12 protein-coding genes are annotated in these 17,469 nt (G+C 32.1%); 7 read left to right on the top strand and 5 right to left on the bottom strand.

Features of this window, described 5'->3' with window-relative positions:
* The first annotated feature begins 175 nt into the window (after positions 1-175).
* The 5 genes from bsdtb5_RS21445 (at position 176) to bsdtb5_RS21425 (ending at position 8,012) form a co-directional block, all read left to right on the top strand.
* Positions 176-1,846: a class I SAM-dependent methyltransferase gene (locus bsdtb5_RS21445; RefSeq protein ID WP_271713982.1), complete on the top strand. Its 1,671-nt coding sequence runs from the start codon at positions 176-178 to the stop codon at positions 1,844-1,846.
* Between the two features lie 489 nt (positions 1,847-2,335).
* The gene (fsa, locus tag bsdtb5_RS21440) at positions 2,336-2,989 is read left to right on the top strand and encodes a fructose-6-phosphate aldolase (RefSeq protein ID WP_271713981.1); all 654 of its coding nucleotides are present in this window, start codon (positions 2,336-2,338) and stop codon (positions 2,987-2,989) included.
* 298 nt (positions 2,990-3,287) lie between these two features.
* Positions 3,288-5,276 (top strand): transketolase, encoded by a 1,989-nt coding sequence (gene tkt, locus bsdtb5_RS21435; RefSeq protein ID WP_271713980.1) that lies wholly within the window; start codon positions 3,288-3,290, stop codon positions 5,274-5,276.
* A 533-nt stretch (positions 5,277-5,809) separates the two neighbouring features.
* Positions 5,810-6,493 (top strand): response regulator transcription factor, encoded by a 684-nt coding sequence (locus bsdtb5_RS21430; protein WP_271713979.1) that lies wholly within the window; start codon positions 5,810-5,812, stop codon positions 6,491-6,493.
* Positions 6,483-8,012 (top strand): sensor histidine kinase, encoded by a 1,530-nt coding sequence (locus bsdtb5_RS21425; RefSeq protein WP_271713978.1) that lies wholly within the window; start codon positions 6,483-6,485, stop codon positions 8,010-8,012. Before bsdtb5_RS21430 ends, bsdtb5_RS21425 begins: the two co-directional genes overlap by 11 nt.
* 229 nt (positions 8,013-8,241) lie before the next feature.
* Here the strand turns inward: bsdtb5_RS21425 and bsdtb5_RS21420 are convergent, their stop codons facing one another.
* From bsdtb5_RS21420 to bsdtb5_RS21405, 4 genes are all read right to left on the bottom strand, one after another.
* Entirely contained in the window at positions 8,242-8,799 is a 558-nt protein-coding gene (locus bsdtb5_RS21420; protein ID WP_271713977.1) for a GNAT family N-acetyltransferase, read from the bottom strand.
* A gap of 125 nt (positions 8,800-8,924) precedes the next feature.
* Entirely contained in the window at positions 8,925-9,665 is a 741-nt protein-coding gene (locus bsdtb5_RS21415) for a L,D-transpeptidase family protein (protein ID WP_271713976.1), read from the bottom strand.
* A gap of 260 nt (positions 9,666-9,925) precedes the next feature.
* A complete protein-coding gene (locus tag bsdtb5_RS21410; protein WP_271716163.1) occupies positions 9,926-11,704 on the bottom strand; it encodes an ABC transporter ATP-binding protein in 1,779 nt (592 codons plus the stop codon).
* Between the two features lie 61 nt (positions 11,705-11,765).
* A complete protein-coding gene (locus bsdtb5_RS21405) occupies positions 11,766-13,673 on the bottom strand; it encodes an ABC transporter ATP-binding protein (RefSeq protein WP_271713975.1) in 1,908 nt (635 codons plus the stop codon).
* Positions 13,674-14,312: 639 nt separating this feature from the next.
* Between bsdtb5_RS21405 and bsdtb5_RS21400 the strand changes: the two genes are divergently transcribed.
* Positions 14,313-15,035 carry a GTP pyrophosphokinase gene (locus tag bsdtb5_RS21400; RefSeq protein WP_271713974.1) on the top strand — a complete coding sequence of 241 codons (723 nt, stop codon included), beginning with the start codon at positions 14,313-14,315 and terminating at the stop codon, positions 15,033-15,035.
* Between the two features lie 181 nt (positions 15,036-15,216).
* Here bsdtb5_RS21400 and bsdtb5_RS21395 read toward each other — a convergent pair whose 3' ends face one another.
* On the bottom strand, positions 15,217-16,218 hold the full coding sequence (locus bsdtb5_RS21395; protein WP_271713973.1) for a S1 RNA-binding domain-containing protein: 1,002 nt from the start codon (positions 16,216-16,218) through the stop codon (positions 15,217-15,219).
* A 495-nt stretch (positions 16,219-16,713) separates the two neighbouring features.
* Between bsdtb5_RS21395 and bsdtb5_RS21390 the strand changes: the two genes are divergently transcribed.
* Positions 16,714-17,436 (top strand): NUDIX hydrolase, encoded by a 723-nt coding sequence (locus tag bsdtb5_RS21390; RefSeq protein WP_271713972.1) that lies wholly within the window; start codon positions 16,714-16,716, stop codon positions 17,434-17,436.
* The last annotated feature ends 33 nt before the right edge of the window (positions 17,437-17,469 follow it).

Below are 17,469 nucleotides of genomic sequence, written 5' to 3'. Positions count from 1 at the left end.
GTTTGTTGGAATGTAATGGGACTGAAATATAGAGTGAAATCTGTTAGAAATTATGAGTAAAATATAACGGTAATTTACATGTATAATCTGGCTTTAAATAATTTTCAAAGTATAGGAGTCTTAATTTTACGAATTAGAAATAATTTGCCTATAGGGCAGGCAGATGGGAGTTAGCATGCAACTTAAAGAACATACTACAGCGCAAAAGCTGCGAGGTGGATATTATACAGATCCAGTGTTAGCTGAATATATCGTAAATCAAATGAAAATAAAAGATAAAGTAAGTATTCTTGAGCCTAGCTGTGGTGATGGAGTCTTTCTTCGTAGTATTAAAAAGTTAATACCTGATGAAAAAATAGAAGCTGTGGAAGCCATTGAAATATTAAAAGAAGAAGTTAATTTAATTAATGAAAAGGTATGGCCAGATCAGTACCATATTCAGTGTAGTGATTTTTTAAAATATTATCATAAAAATAAAAAAAGAAAATTTGATTTGATTCTTGGAAATCCACCCTATATTCGTTATCAATACCTAACGAAGGCACAGAGGACAATTCAATCTGAAATTCTAGAGAATAATGGAATGACACCTAATAAGCTGATTAATAGTTGGGTATGCTTTTTAGTTGCTTGTGTTGAGCGATTAAAAGATGGCGGTCGTATAGGATTTGTTATACCTGCTGAGTTATTACAGATTGTTTATGCAGAGCAACTTAGGCAATATTTAATTGATGAATTAAGTGAGATTCTCTTGATTACATTTAAAGAACTTGTATTTGAGGGAATTGAGCAAGAAGTTGTGGTTCTTCTTGGTACTAAAAAATACGAGAAGAAAGAAAAATCATTGAGCAATGTGAATGCAGATAGTACTGATGCAGATACCAAAATTGGAGTTATAGAATTTAAGAATTTAAGTGACCTGAGACCTTTAGATCAAGTTTCTATTGATTACAAACCAATTAAGCATTCGAAGGAAAAGTGGACGAAATATTTTCTGACTACAGAAGAGAACAGCGCTATTCAAAATGTAAAAGTTAGAAATGACTTTTACTCTTTTGATGACATCTCAATTGTAAATGTTGGAATTACAACAGGGAATAATAAGTATTTCTCTGTTGGACAGGATATTGTTGATGAATATGAGCTAAAAGATGTTGTGCTTCCGCTAATTGGAAGAAGCTCACATGCTCATGGAATATACTTTACAAAAGAAGATTGGAATCAGAATATTTCAGATGGGACCCGTGCTTACCTTATTAATTTTCCTACTGATATTCCTTTTGAGGAATATCATAACCTACATAAAAAATATATTTTAGAAGGTGAGAATAGTGGAGAAAATAAGGGGTATAAATGCGGAATACGTGAGAGATGGTATGTAGTACCATCAGTATGGGTTCCGGATGCTTTTTTCTTAAGAAGAAATAATACATTCCCTAAGTTTGTCTTAAATAATATTGCAGCAGTAAGTACGGATACGATGCATCGGATTAAATTTAAGGAGGGCATTAATCCTAAGAAAGTACTTTTGTCTTATTATAATAGTATTACTTTTGCATTTACTGAAATAGCAGGAAGAAGTTATGGTGGTGGTGTATTAGAAATATTACCGAGGGAAGTAGGCGTGATTCCTTTACCAGACTTGCAGGACTTTGATGATGAGCGAACAGAAGAATTGGTAGCAATCATTGATGACTATGTGCGTAATAAAAGGAACATCGAGGAGATGTTAGATATCATCGATAAAGAAATATTGACTGGATATTTAGGAATAGAGACCGGGGAAACTAAAATCTACCGAGGAATCTGGAAGAAACTTATGAATCGACGACTTGAGAGAAAGTAATAAGAGAGCATATAATTACGAATTAAAATAATGGATCATTAAGGACCTTCATGCTTTACAATTGAGTATAGTAAGAAGGTCCGTTAACGTGGAAAGCAAAATATTAGTTTTTTGTGTAAATTAATTGAATTATAGATGATACTGTTTATCATATTGAAATAAAATATTAAAATGTAATATATTAGACTAGGTTTAATTATTCATAAAATAATATATAAAAATATAAATAAATAAATTGCCTTATCAAGATAAGTTTATTTTTTTTATAGAATCACATGGAAATATTATAAAATATATATTTTTATAGGAAAAGAAATAAAAATAATAATAATCCTTGCAAAATACTATGTAATATAGTATATTCGAATTATATTATAAAAAAATACCAATAAATGCACTATTTAGTTTAGTTAATAAACTTATGTAGAAATTTATATTAATATAAACTATTTTAGAATAGTACATATGGATTTAAGGAGGAGACAAATAATGAAATTTTTTATTGATACTGCGAACGTAGAAGACATTAAAAAAGCAAACGATATGGGAGTAATCTGTGGAGTAACTACTAATCCATCTCTTATTGCAAAAGAAGGAAGAGATTTTGTAGAAGTAATTAAAGAAATTACTCAGATTGTTGACGGACCAATAAGTGGTGAAGTAAAAGCTACAACTGTTGATGCGGAAACTATGATTAAAGAGGGTAGAGAAATTGCAAAAATTCACCCAAATATGGTTGTTAAAATTCCAATGACAGTAGAAGGATTAAAAGCAACAAAAGTGTTATCTAGTGAAGGCATTAAGACAAATGTTACTTTAATCTTTACTGCAAACCAAGCTTTATTAGCTGCAAGAGCTGGTGCTACATATGTTTCACCATTTCTAGGTAGATTAGATGATATATCTTCACCAGGTATTGATTTGATTAGAACTATTTCTGAAATCTTTGATATCTATGGTATTGAATCAGAAATTATAGCTGCAAGTGTTCGTAATCCAGTTCACGTAACTGATTGTGCTCTTGCAGGTGCTGATATTGCAACGGTTCCTTATAGTGTAATCGAGCAATGTACAAAACATCCATTAACAGATCAAGGAATTGCAAAGTTCCAGGCTGATTACAAAGCGGTATTTGGTGAATAATTTAAAAATTATTTCTGGCAAATAATTCGGTTTTATTAATAAAGAAACTTAAATTTAAATAAGATTAGAGTGTCAATTTTTATAATTAAAATTTGGCACTCTAATTCTAAATATGGGGATTAAAAGATAATCATATGAAGTATTTCATATGATTATTTAAAATTAAATAGCATTATTGTGAAAAATCATGTATAATGGTAGCGATTAAATATTGACAGTCACTACAAATCGGAGTTTACCCTTTTCTAATTGATAAGCAAGTACAAATAGAAAAGAGGCAATAGGAGGAATGAAATTAATGAATAACATTGATACTATGTCAGTAAATGCAATCCGTGTATTGGCAGCAGATGCTGTACAAAAAGCGAATTCAGGACATCCAGGACTTCCACTTGGTTCAGCAGCGATGGCATATGAATTATGGGCAAAACACATGAACCACAATCCAGCTAATCCTAAATGGGCAAATAGAGACCGTTTCATCTTATCTGGTGGACATGGCTCAACTCTTTTATATTCTCTTCTTCACCTATTTGGTTATGGAGATTTATCAATCGAAGATTTAGCACAATTTAGACAATTAGACTCTAAGACTCCAGGACACCCAGAGTATGGACATACTGTTGGTGTTGAAGCAACAACTGGTCCATTAGGAGCAGGTATGGGTATGGCTGTCGGTATGGCAATGTCAGAAGCTCATTTAGCAGCAAAATTTAACAAAGATAATTATAAAGTAGTAGATCATTATACTTTTGTATTAGGTGGAGACGGATGTATGATGGAAGGTATTTCATCAGAAGCTTTTTCTCTTGCTGGTACATTAGGATTAGATAAATTAATCGTTCTTTACGATTCAAATAAAATCTCAATTGAAGGTGATACAGATATTGCCTTTACCGAAGATGTTAAGAAAAGATTTGAAGCATTTGGTTTCCAAACACTAGTTGTAGAAGATGGAAACAATTTGGAAGAGATCGGAAAAGCCATTGAAGCAGCAAAAGCAGATAAGACAAGACCTTCTATGATTACTGTGAAGACAAAGATTGGTTTTGGATGTCCAGCCAAAGAAGGAAAAGCAAGTGCTCATGGTGAACCTTTAGGAGCAGATAATGTAACAGCTCTAAAAGAAAACTTAGGATGGCCAAAACAGGATGCTTTCTATGTTCCAGAGGAAGTATACGATAATTATAAAACAATTGCAAAAAGCAATGCAAAAGTAGAAGAAGAATGGAATGCAATGTTCGCAGAATATGCAAAAGCATATCCAGAAATGAAAGAGTTATGGGATACATATTACGATGAAAATGCAGCAAAGAAATTAATAGATGATGAAGAATTCTGGGCATTTGCAGATAAACCAGAAGCTACAAGAAATCTTTCTCATATGGTAATTAACCGTATTAAAGATATCTTACCTAACTTTATTGGTGGATCCGCTGACTTAGCACCATCTACAAAGACTTACATGAATGGGGAAGGAGATTTCTCTAAGAATGATTATTCAGGACGTAACCTACACTTTGGTGTAAGAGAATTAGCAATGGCTGCAATCGGTAATGGTATGGCATTACACGGTGGACTTAGAGCTTATGTATCTACTTTCTTTGTATTCAGTGATTATGTAAAACCAATGGCTAGATTATCATCACTTATGGGAGTACCTTTAACTTATGTACTAACTCATGATAGTATTGGTGTTGGTGAAGATGGACCTACACATGAACCAATTGAACAATTGGCTATGCTTCGTTCTATGCCTAACATAAACGTATTCCGTCCAGCTGATGCAACAGAAACGATTGCTGCTTGGTATCATGCAATTACTTCAACAACTGCACCAACTGCATTAGTATTAACAAGACAGAACTTACCACAATTACCTGGTTCAAGTAAAGAAGCACTAAAAGGTGGATATGTAATTGATGATTCTAAGAAAGCTGTTCCAGATGCAATTATTCTAGCAAGTGGATCAGAAGTTGAACTTGGAGTTAATGCAAAAGCAGAACTTGCAAAAGAAGGAATTGATGTACGTGTAGTTAGTATTCCTTGTATGGATCTATTCGAACAACAATCTGCAGAATACAAAGAAGCAGTTCTTCCAAAAGCAGTACGTGCTCGTGTAGCAGTAGAAGCAGCAACAGACTTCGGATGGGGCAAATATGTAGGACTTGATGGGGCTTATGTAACAATGAAAGGTTTTGGAGCATCTGCACCAGCGAACCTATTATTTGAAAAATTCGGTTTCACAACTGAAAATGTAGTTGCTACTGTTAAAGGTATCTTATAGGATAATTAATTGAAGTAATTGTATTTGGAGAGATTATTATTATAGGATAATGTATTTTAAAATAATAAATATTAATACAATAAATTAAGACAACTGAGATTAAGTATAAAAAACCGGGCTCTATAGAAATTCTATAGGGTCCGGTTTTTTTTAACTGATAGAAGTTCAATATATACTTATAATGTTTTGTATAATACATTATATATAGAGTAAGAGATATAATTTATAAATTACCCATGATTTAACTTTAACCAAATTCTAATAAAGCTATATTGAAAAAAGCTTATACAATGAATAAAATATAGTTATGATACAATGAGATAATTAAAAGTAAGTTATTGTTTTCACTTCCATATTCTACAATATGGAAGTGAAAAACGATTATTCATCTGAGAAAAATATAGATATAATGTAAGGAAGGCCGTAAGAGAAGTAGTAAACAAAGTAGATACAAATGTATAATAAATAAAGAATAAATATGAAAGTAGCAGTAACACATTCCTAGGAAGAGGTGTTACTAGGTGGGGATTAATATGGCTAAAATATTAGTAGTTGAAGATGAGAATAAGATAGCTCGATTTGTTGAACTTGAGTTAAAGTATGAAGGATATGAGGTTGATATAGCAGGGGATGGAAGACAAGGATTAGAAAAGGCATTAAAAGGAGAGGTTGATCTAGTATTACTAGATGTAATGCTTCCAGGTTTAAATGGATTTGAGGTATGCCGGAGAATACGATTAGAATCACAAGTACCTATTATCATGCTAACCGCGAAAGATGATGTAATGGATAAAGTAGCAGGTCTTGATACGGGTGCGGATGATTATATGACGAAACCATTTGCAATTGAAGAACTATTGGCGAGAATCCGAGTTGCACTTAATCGTAAAAATATCGAAAATAAGATTAAGACTGATATAATTAAATTTGGTAAGTTAACATTAAATCTAACAAGCCATAGTGCGTTCTATGGTGAAGATGAACTTACGTTAACAAAAAAGGAATATGAATTATTAGAATACTTACTTCGTAATAAAAATATTGCTCTTACTAGAGAGCAATTACTGAATAATGTCTGGGAGTATGAATATATGGGAGATACAAATGTAGTGGATGTCTATATAAGGTATTTAAGACAGAAAATTGATGATAAATATGACGTGAAGATAATTAGTACAGTACGAGGGGTAGGGTATATTATAAAGGATGACAAATAAAATCAGAGAAAAGATGATTGAAGGAATTCGAAAAATCTTGATAAAAACGGTATTGCCCATTCGTAGAAAGAAAGAGAAGTTTTTAAGCCAGTTTCGTTTTTCAATTGTATTTCGAATTGCTCTTAACTATATGAAGTTATTAGTGATTAACTGTTCCATTATCTTAGCTATTTTTGTCCTATTCTTTTTATATATTGAAGAGAGAGACTACGATAAAAGGGCAGAGTCTATTCGCAGTTCTTTAGAGAAAGGAACCATAACAGTAAGTGAGTATGCACCTGATAAGCATAATAAGTCGCCTAAAGAGGCGTTAGATAGTCTCTTTGATTTTGTGAGGAAACAAGAAAAAGTGAATCCTTATCTTATTGATGGTTTATCATTAAGGATAACCAAAATAGAGAAGAATCAAAGAGTGGTTATATATACTGACATTGATTATGATGTATCAAAGAATCAGAAGTTTTTTGATAAAATATATTATAACGGAAATAGCAAGAAGAATCGGTTAATTATTCACGAAACTAAGGAATTCAATAAGGATAACACAAAATATATGATTTATTATCAATATAATCTTAGTAACAGTTATGATAAAATGATAGAATTATTAATTGGACTAGCTATCTTTATGTCCTTTATGGTGCTTGTTACATTGGAAAGTGCGAAAAAAGGAAATCAGAAACTTCTAGAACCTCTCAACAATATGTCGAATATTGCAAATAGACTAACGATGAATAACCTACATAGTGAAAGAATTAATGTGGAAGGTACTAAGAACGAATTGAAAGATCTTGCAGCAGTAATCAATAAAATGCTAGATCGAATGGAAATATCCTATGAGAGCCAAAAGCAATTTGTCTCCGACGCATCCCACGAATTACGAACTCCAATAGCAGTTATTCAAGGCTATATCAATATGTTAGACCGTTGGGGCAAAAAAGACGAAGAGGTATTAGACGAGTCTATTGATGCAATAAAGAATGAGGCAAAATCCATGCAGGAACTTGTAGAAAAATTATTATTTCTATCAAGACATGATAAGAAGACATTAAAGCTAGTAAAGGCAAGGTTTAATATGAAGCCTATCGTCGAAGAGATGGTTAAGGAAACTAGACTTGTAATTACCAATCGAGTGATAAAGAATGATTTCTTAGAGGATGCCATTGTATATGGAGATAGACAAGCTTTAAAACAAGCCATTCGTGTATTTATCGATAATGCGGTTAAATATACAAAAGAAAATGACGAAATAACAATTTCATGCCAGAATGTTAATGAAGATTGCGTAATTACGGTTGCGGATACTGGAATTGGTATGACAAGAAAAGATGTGGATCATATCTTTGAAAGATTCTATCGTGCGGATGAAGTTCGTAATGGAAGTATTAATGGACATGGGTTGGGATTATCAATTGCAAAGTTAATTATTCTAGGTCATACTGGCCGAATCAAAGTAAGGTCACAATATACAGTTGGAACCAGTTTTATAATTACACTTCCCAATATTCGATATGATTAAGAAATGGGATTAGTATAAATATATACTTAGAAATTCAAGTGTTTATTATGCAAGAATTGATTCATTTACGAGTGATAATGTTAAAAGGTTAATCATTACAATAATAACTAAAAAAGGAAGAGGAGAATGGATTACATTCGTTTCTTCCTTTTGGGGTTGCATTTTAGTTTGAATAGAAATACATAGTGCATGAATTATGTATGAACATTATATAAACTATTATGTATTACTATTTTTTATAGTCACTTTCAAGCATTGCCATTGTAATTACATTGTAGTATTTACCTTCGTAGAAAAGGCCATCTCTTTTGACTCCCTCCATGACAAATCCTACTTTTTCATAACAATGTTTGGCACGCTGGTTGTATTCAAAAACCTCTAATTCCACACGATGAAGTTTTAAGGTTTCAAATGCAAATTTGATAATTAAATGTAGAGCTTTTGAGCCATAACCTTTTCCAAAAAACTCTTTTCGGAATAAGCAAATACGAAGGTTTGCCCTTTTACTTTCTTCATCTATATCATTTAAGACAACCTCTCCGACCATTCTTTTTGAGTCATTTAGTATTAAATAGTCATATCTAGTATCATCTGGAATAATTCGATCAATATACTTATCAATCTGATCTTTTGTAAAATGTTCACTGGTTCCTGTGTAGAATCTTACATCTTCATCCTCGAATGCAAAACACTCTTCGTAGTAAGTTTCTTTATCAATTAATTCAATTAATCGTAATTGAATATCGTCTTGTGTCATTGTATAATTCATTAGTTTCATTAGTTTCATTAGTTTTCATGCCTCTCGAATTCGTAATTATTATTGATTTATTAAGTTCAAGGTTTGAGTTAATGATTAGGAAATCAAAAGTCATTCTCAATACACTAAAATCAGACTTTTAACACCCTAATCATTTAGTAAATTAATATCTTAGGGTTCTTATTCTTTGATAGGTGTTCTATAATTCGAATCACATTGGAGGAAGAAGTAGCAATACAACCAGAGGTTGCTTTGCTTCCGCAATGCAAAAAGATTGCAGAGCCTTTCCCTTTAACAATAGGATTAGTATTGTAGCCAATAGAAAGTGCATAAGCATAGGAAGATGGCATTTCTGATAGATGCTCTGCGCTCTTCCAATCCTTATATTTTGTCCCTTCTATCCATTGGTTATAGAATCTTGATGAGCTATCATCGACCCAATAGCTTTTATTCGTTACTTTCTTATATGGAAAGGAAGTATCGTTTATAAATTTATTTCCGAAGGCAAATTGGATATTGTAAAGGCCCAAAGGTGTCTTATCATCACCTTCTTTTTTGGATTTACTAATACCTTTTCTACCTACATATCCATTACACTTATTCATTACTAATATCCAGTTACCATTTTTATTTACTTCATATAAATAAAGTGAAGCCTTTGAAGACTGTGTTTTTACAATAAGTAGCTGTTTGCTGTTAAGATTCTTTTTTTCATAACCAGCTTGCGTTAGAAATTGATGGAACTTCGAATCGGATTCTGATTTCGATATTATTGGAGAGGTGCTTATGGAAGATTCACTTTGAGCAAACGTGGTGGAGGTAGAAGTGATTGAAAGGAAACAAAAAAGTATTAGTAATACTAGAGATTTAATAGTGTCAGAATAATTAGGTTTCATTATGTACTTTCCTTTCTGTTACATCATATTGATTTAAAGTAAATCATAAAATAAAATCTTAATAGAATGCTCCATTTGGAATGGAGAGTCTACTTAAAGAGTAGGTTCAATTCCAAAATGGATGCTAATCATGTAATAATATTGATTAGCATTAAAGCAATATTCCATTAAGATTATTTTACTAAAGTTTTAGCAATTTGAACATGGAAAACCTATCATATTCTATATAAATTGTAAACTATAGATTATATATATTTATATTATGCAATATTCTTGAACTGAGCCATATAAAGATCATAATATAGACCTTTCTTAGCTAGTAATTCACTAGGACTACCAGATTCTTGAATCTTACCATGATTCACAACAAAGATGCGGTCTGCATTTTGTATCGTGGATAATCTATGAGCAATAACAAAGGAAGTTCTTCCTTTTAATAAGCTTTCAATTCCCTTTTGAACAAGTAGCTCAGTATGGGTATCGATACTTGAAGTTGCTTCATCAAGAATTAAGATCTTTGGCATGGATACCATCGTTCTGGCAAATGCTAAGAGTTGTCTTTGACCTATTGATAATCCATTTCCGCGTTCTTTTAATTCGGTATCGTATCCTTTTTCTAGTTTCATAATAAAGTCATGAGCATTTACTGCCTTAGCAGCAGCTATAATTTCTTCATCCGTTGCATCTAGCTTACCATAACGAATGTTATCCTTAATTGTTCCCGAGAATAAGAAGTTATCTTGTGTCATAATTCCCATTTGCTGTCTTAGACTTTCGATGGATACTTCTTTTACATCATGACCATCAATTAATACATTTCCAGATTGGATGTCATAAAATCTTGAGATTAGATTAACAATTGTTGTCTTTCCAGCACCTGTTGGACCAACAAGTGCAATGGTTTCACCAGGAGCTACTTTAAAGCTAACATCATCTAAGACAGGAGAGTCTTCATCATATGCAAAGGATACATGATCAAAGGTAACTTCACCTTGAATATCAGGAAGTTCGGCAACATTCTCGTCATCTTCAATTTGTGGCTTTGTATCCATTATTTCGAAGATTCGCTCTGCACCGGAGATGTTGGTAATCATCTGATTGTAAAAGTTACTAAGGTTCATAACAGGACTCCAGAACATAGAGATATACGTTCCAAAAGCAATTAAAGTACCAATACTAATTGTATTTACACCAAGTACTTTGATACCAACGTAATACATAGATACTGTACCAATTCCCCAACAGATGTCAATAACAGGACCAAAGGCATCACTTAAAGTAATTGCGCGAACAAATGCGTTACGATGTTCATGAAGTAATTGATCAAATGTTGCATTTGTTTCACGTTCTGCAGAGAAACTCTGAATAATTCTCATACCAGATAGATCTTCGTGTACGAAAGCATTTACATTGGAACTTTTCTTTCTATGAATTTGCCATCTTACATGGGAGTAAGTCTGGATAAGCCATAGTCCAATAATTAATAGAGGTAAACTTATTAAGGCAGCAAGAGCTAACTTAAAGTTCTTAACCATCATAATAACAACTACGGAGCAGATTGTTATAAAATCTGGAATAAGGGTTGTTACGCTATTCGAGAGAACATCCTTTAGGGAGTTAACATCTCCAATAATTCTTGCAAGAACTTTACCAGTTGGCCTACTGTCAAAAAACTGAAAGCTCAGTTTCTGTATATGAGTATAGAGTTCTTGACGAATTGTTAATAGTACATTGTTCGAAATGGTAGCCATAAGATACATTCTTAGCTTAATTAATAATACTAAAATGATATTAATCGTAATACCAAAGGCTCCAAGACGCATTAACCCAGGAATATCTCCTTTGCTAATATAATCATCAATAGCAGATTCCATAATAAGTGGGTTGATTAGTGTTATAGCAACGCAGATACTCATAATGAGTAACACGCATAAGATTCTATATTTGTATTGTAAAAGGTATCGGAACAATCGAAGAAGTGTTGTTTTTTTACTCACACTTACTTGATTCTCGTCATCCTTATAAGAGTTAACTGACATATTCTTCACCAGCCTTTCTAAAATAATGTGAGGATATTTATGATAGTTGCGGTTTTAATAATTATAGATTCACAGCCGCTAAACTATCATCAAAATCGTCCCCTTGATTCTTTGTATTATTAGGTGAATCCGAATGATTTGCATTATTTATTTTCGAATTCTTGGAATGATTTTTGCTTTTTAATGGATTAACATTTTGGGATTGGTCTGTAGTATCATGACTTACCTCTTGATTAGGTTGAGGTAGGATACCATTTAGATAATCACCATATTGTGCAACATAAGTTTGATGGTAAAGACCATTTAGGTTAAGTAATTCGTCATGTGTTCCACGTTCAGCAATCTTTCCATCTTGTAAAATTATGATTTCATCAGCATTTCTTACTGCAGAAATTCTATGAGCAATAATAATCTTTGTTGTTGTATCTAGCTTTGATAAAGATTTTTGAATCATGTGCTCGGTTTCCATATCTAGAGCAGAAGTTGAATCATCTAATACTAGGATTGGAGTTTCTTTGGCTAAGGCTCTTGCAATGCTAATACGTTGTTTCTGACCACCAGATAATCCAACACCACGTTCTCCAATAATGGTTTCATATTGGTTTTCTAAAGTCTCAATGAAGTCATTTGCTTTTGCATCATTGGCAGCAGCATATACTTTTTGCTCTTCTAAGATCTCTTTTTTTCCTAGTTTGATATTTTCAATAATGCTATCTGAGAATAAGAATACATCTTGCATAACAATTGAGATGTTACTTCTAAGATCATTTAAACTGAGATCCTTTACATTAACACCATCAATTTGAACACTACCATCTTTTGTATCATAAAATCTTTGGATTAAGTTAATAATGGAACTCTTACCTGCACCAGTAGCACCCATGATACCAAGTGTTTTCCCAGCTTTAAGATTAAAGTTAATATCATGTAAAATTTCTTTTTCTCCTAAGGATAGAGATACATGATCAAATGTAATAGAACCTTTCATATCTTCTAAGATAACAGGGTTTTCCTTCTCAACTATAGTTGAAGTCTCATTAAATATTTTCTTGATTTTCTTTCCAGAAGCGATGGCAGAAGCAAAGTCATTCGTAAGCCATCCAAGCATCTCCATTGGCCAAACAATATTTGTAGAATAGGTTGCAAAGGCACCTAGCTCACCGACAGTAAGCTCCTTTTTAATAACAAGGAAGCCACCAAAAATGATTACTACAATTGGAAGAAGCTTTGTTATAAATTGGAAGTATGGATAATATTTTACAAACACTTTAGATTGCTTCATATTAAGTTCGTAATACTTTTTATTGTGTGATAAAAACTTTTGAATCTCATGTTTCTCGCGTGCAAAAGCTTTTACTGTTCTAACACCAGCAAGGTTTTCTTCTGCAACTGTATTTAGAGTAGCGTTTTCTTCACTAATTGCTTCGTAAACAGATCCTAATTTTTTCTCCATAACAATAGCAATAATAGCGACAACAGGCATTGCGATACAAGGGATAAGAGCTAATTTTACACTAATGTGGAACATGCAGTACAATACAATGGTTGTGTGTATAGCTACTTCAATTATTAACATACCTACGAATCCTAAAGCATTCCAGATACGGTCTATATCATCTTTGACACGAGCCATCAACTCTCCGGTATTGTTTTTATCAAAAAAGTCAATAGAGAGCTTTTGAATGTGTGCAAATAAATTCTTACGAAGTTCTAAGGCAATCTTGGAACTTACGCAGTCAAAAATAAATTCTTTTAAGTATTGGAAAATACAACGTCCAACACCAATTAGGATAATAAAAATTAATAATTTGTCTAACAATTTGATATTGTCACCTAAGATAACATCATCAATAATTCTTTGGGTAATCATTGGTGATACCATATCAAGTACGATACTTGTAATCATACACAAGATGGCAAATAGGTAAGCATACCAATATTTTAAAATATAACTAGATATTTTCTTCATAATGATTCCTTTCTTTCATAGTTGTTGCATACTTCTAGATTCAAATAACTTTTATAATTCTTTATATAATGTGTCTGATAAACGCAGTTTCACACAGTATGAGTAAGTACGTAAGAAATATTCAGGCATGGGTTAAGGGATAAAAAGAATAAAAATTTATGTTAGAAGTACTTTAGAATTACTTATTTTGGTAGATTCCTCAATAAAAAGACAAAAATAAGCCGTGGTAAGTTACCACGGCTTAAAAATGCTACAAATATAATAATACATATACATGCTACCTAGTTGTGCATATACTCTTATATTAGAACAGTTCTATTTTCGTTTCCGTTATTGAGGTAATCTCACATAAATAATTCAATGTTAAGTTGTTAAGTGATAATCTAAATTTAATATTCATGGTTTTACCTCGCTTTCTTTTATAATCTTTTCTCATTATAATCATGGTATTTATTTTTGTCAACAATAATTTGGAATTTTATGAAAATTTTTTCTAGGACAAAATAGTAAATATTCTATTAATTCTTTATTAAGAATTAAAAAGTAAAGATAATCTGAACAAATATATGTTATAATAAATAAGGTTGTACAAGAAAAGAGCCTATCATGATAGTCTCTATACATAAGGGGTGTGAATATATGGAGCTACCAATTTTTTATGATGAGGCAGAGCTTTGGAATAATACACTGTTATTATACGATTCTGCATTAAGAGAGATTAATACAAAACTTGAAATTCTAAATAATGAGTTTAAGTTAGCACATCAGTATAATCCAATAGAGCATATTACTTCAAGGATAAAATCGTCCGAGAGTATTGCTAAGAAAATTAGACATAATAACAGAGAATTGAAAGTAGAGAATATTATCAAATATGTCAATGACGTAGCAGGAATACGTATTATATGTTCCTTTACATCTGATATTTATCGAATTGCTGATCTAATTGCAAAACAAAGCGATGTGAAGGTATTAAAAGTAAAAGATTACATCATGTGTCCAAAGGAAAATGGTTATTCGAGCTATCATATGATAGTTTCTGTGCCAATTTATCTATCAAATCAAGTCATTGACACAAAAGTGGAGATTCAGATTAGAACGATAGCCATGGATTTTTGGGCAAGCTTGGAGCATAAAATTTATTACAAATTCGAAGGAAATGCACCAGAGCACATCCGCGCAGAACTTAAGGAATGTGCGGAGATTGTTGGGTATCTAGATAAGAAAATGTTATCCTTAAATGAAGAGATTAAAAATTATTCACATTGCGAAGTACAAGAATATAAAGAGATTGTGAATGAGCAATACATGCAGATGATTCGACAAAGCTATGGAGCAGTCATTGAAGATGAGAGTGTTTAGCTGATATTTAAGGCATATGAAGTAAGAATTCTATGTAAATAGAGTGATTCATAATTGGATATATCAATATCTATTTGTGATTAAGAATTATAGTGTTAATATATAAAGATTATCAATTATCAGGTAATGAAGAACTCGATAATTGATAATCTTTTTTAGTATTTATGTGCTTAATTCAATTTTATAATTTGATATTAGCAAGTAAACTAGCTAATCCAGTTGCAGCATCGCCATCGGAGGAATATTCCATTGGAGCTTCTTCAACATCATCAAGAACATCTTCTTTGTCTTCCACAGCTTTTATACTAAGACTTACTTTACCATCCTTAATATCAATAATCTTAACGGTAACTTCTTCACCTTCTTTTAGTACTTCACTTGGTGATTTTATTCGTTTTCCGCAGATCTGGGAGATATGAACAAGACCAGATAGACCATCACCAATTGTTACAAAAGCGCCATATGGAGCAATTTTTTCAACAACTCCAGTGGTAACTAGTCCTAATTGAAGCTTCGAGATTTTGCTGTTTTTATCATCGATTGCTTTTTCTTTTTCTACTTCTTTTGCTGATAGTACTAATTTCTTAGCAGACTCATCTACTGTGATAATAACAACTTCTAATGTTTTACCAACAAAGGATTCTAGATCTTCTACGTAAGATAGAGATAATTGAGAAGCAGGAATAAATGCACGTATACCATTAAGGTAAGTTACAACCCCGCCATTAACTGCTTGTGCTACTTTAACTTTTCTATGATCTTTTGCTTCCATAACAGCCTTAAGGGAATCCCAAGCTAGAATATCATCTGCTTTTTTTCTTGATAATAGAATATTTCCTTCACCATCATCGGTACGAAGAACAAGAGCTGAGATTTCTTCTCCTAAGGTAACATCCCCTTTGATTGAGAAATGAGGATCATTACTTAGTTCAGCAATAGGAATGATTCCTTCAGCATAATAAGATAGATCAATGGTTACTTCTGCATCGGAGATTCCAATAACTTTTCCCTTTACAATATCTCCTTCATCAATTTTCTTAAAAGAACGATTGAGTTCGTCTTTAAAGTCATCCATGGAAGGAACAACTTCTTGATTCTCTTCTGGTAGAGATGATACTTCGGTTACATCCTCATTTAGAATATCATTCGTAGTATTTGATTCATTTGTCATAATTCTAACCATTACATAACACATTTAATTAGAACTTGATGTGTTACTGCCACGTTTCAGATTAATACTTTTCACAGGCTGAAAGAATTGTTATGTGGCATTCCTTTCTTTGTATTTTTCCTTTCAACCAGATTTCCATAACTATTAGTTGTTGGACTAAGAAATAAATATTCCAAGTAATGGATTGTGAAACTTGTTAGTTCAGAATAGTTCATTATAATTCATTTATTGTTAAAAACATATACTAACTTAGTATACGAATTCTTATAGAGAATATTATAGCACGATTGAAAACGAATGCAAAATAGGATTTTATGAGGATAAGTTGAATGAGTTATTTACCTAAAGATGAAGATTATAGTATTTTATAATAGTCTTATATAAAGTATAATAGATATAGGGTATCATTTACTATATGTTTGAAATCCAGGCCGTGGTAAAATAGGTCTTATTTGGTAGATAAACACATTAGAAAGAAATGAGTAAATACAGAAAGAGGGAAAACGAATGCCAGCATTTTTAAAAAATTATGAAACATTTTATGGAGATCATTCTAAAAATCCAAAAGGACAAGATTTGGATAGTTTTTTGGAGGAATATGATACAACGAAATATGAGAACCCAAGTGTAACAGCGGATATCTTAGTGTTTCAACATAAGAAAGATCTTCAAAGCGTAACTACAGGGCTTAAGTTACTAATGGTAAAGAGAAAGGATCATCCATGTATTGGATATTGGGCACTACCAGGTGGATTTGTAAATATTAGAGAAGATGTATCAATGGCTGCAAAAAGGGAATTAGAAGAAGAAACAAATCTAAAGAATATTCCGATTGAACAAGTATATGCATGGGGAGAATATGATAGAGACCCTAGAGCTAGAATTGTTACCGTTTCTTATTTGGCATTAGTGGATGAGGACTTGCAAGCAAAAGCTGGAGACGATGCCAGTGATGTCACATGGGCAGATGTAAGTCTTAATTACCTTGGAAATGATGAAATCGAAGAGAATGGCAAGGCTAGATTACAACATACGTATGAGCTTAAACTTATAAGTGAAGAAAAAGAACTACAGTTAAATGCTACGGTAACTATGACTGAGAACAAATGCGGTCTATTAAAAGAGAAGGACTATCAAGTAGTAAAGACGGATGGAATTGCATTTGATCATCCAAGATTTATTGTCCAAGCGCTATTATATATTGAAGAAGCACTAAAAAATAACAGATAAAGTGGTAATTAATGTACTGCTCTTCATAATTTA

This window comes from Anaeromicropila herbilytica, assembly GCF_016591975.1.
Taxonomy (GTDB): Bacteria; Bacillota; Clostridia; order Lachnospirales; family Lachnospiraceae; genus Anaeromicropila; species Anaeromicropila herbilytica.
The sequence above is the reverse complement of the archived record's forward strand: the minus strand, read 5'-3'. Positions and strand labels throughout refer to the sequence as shown.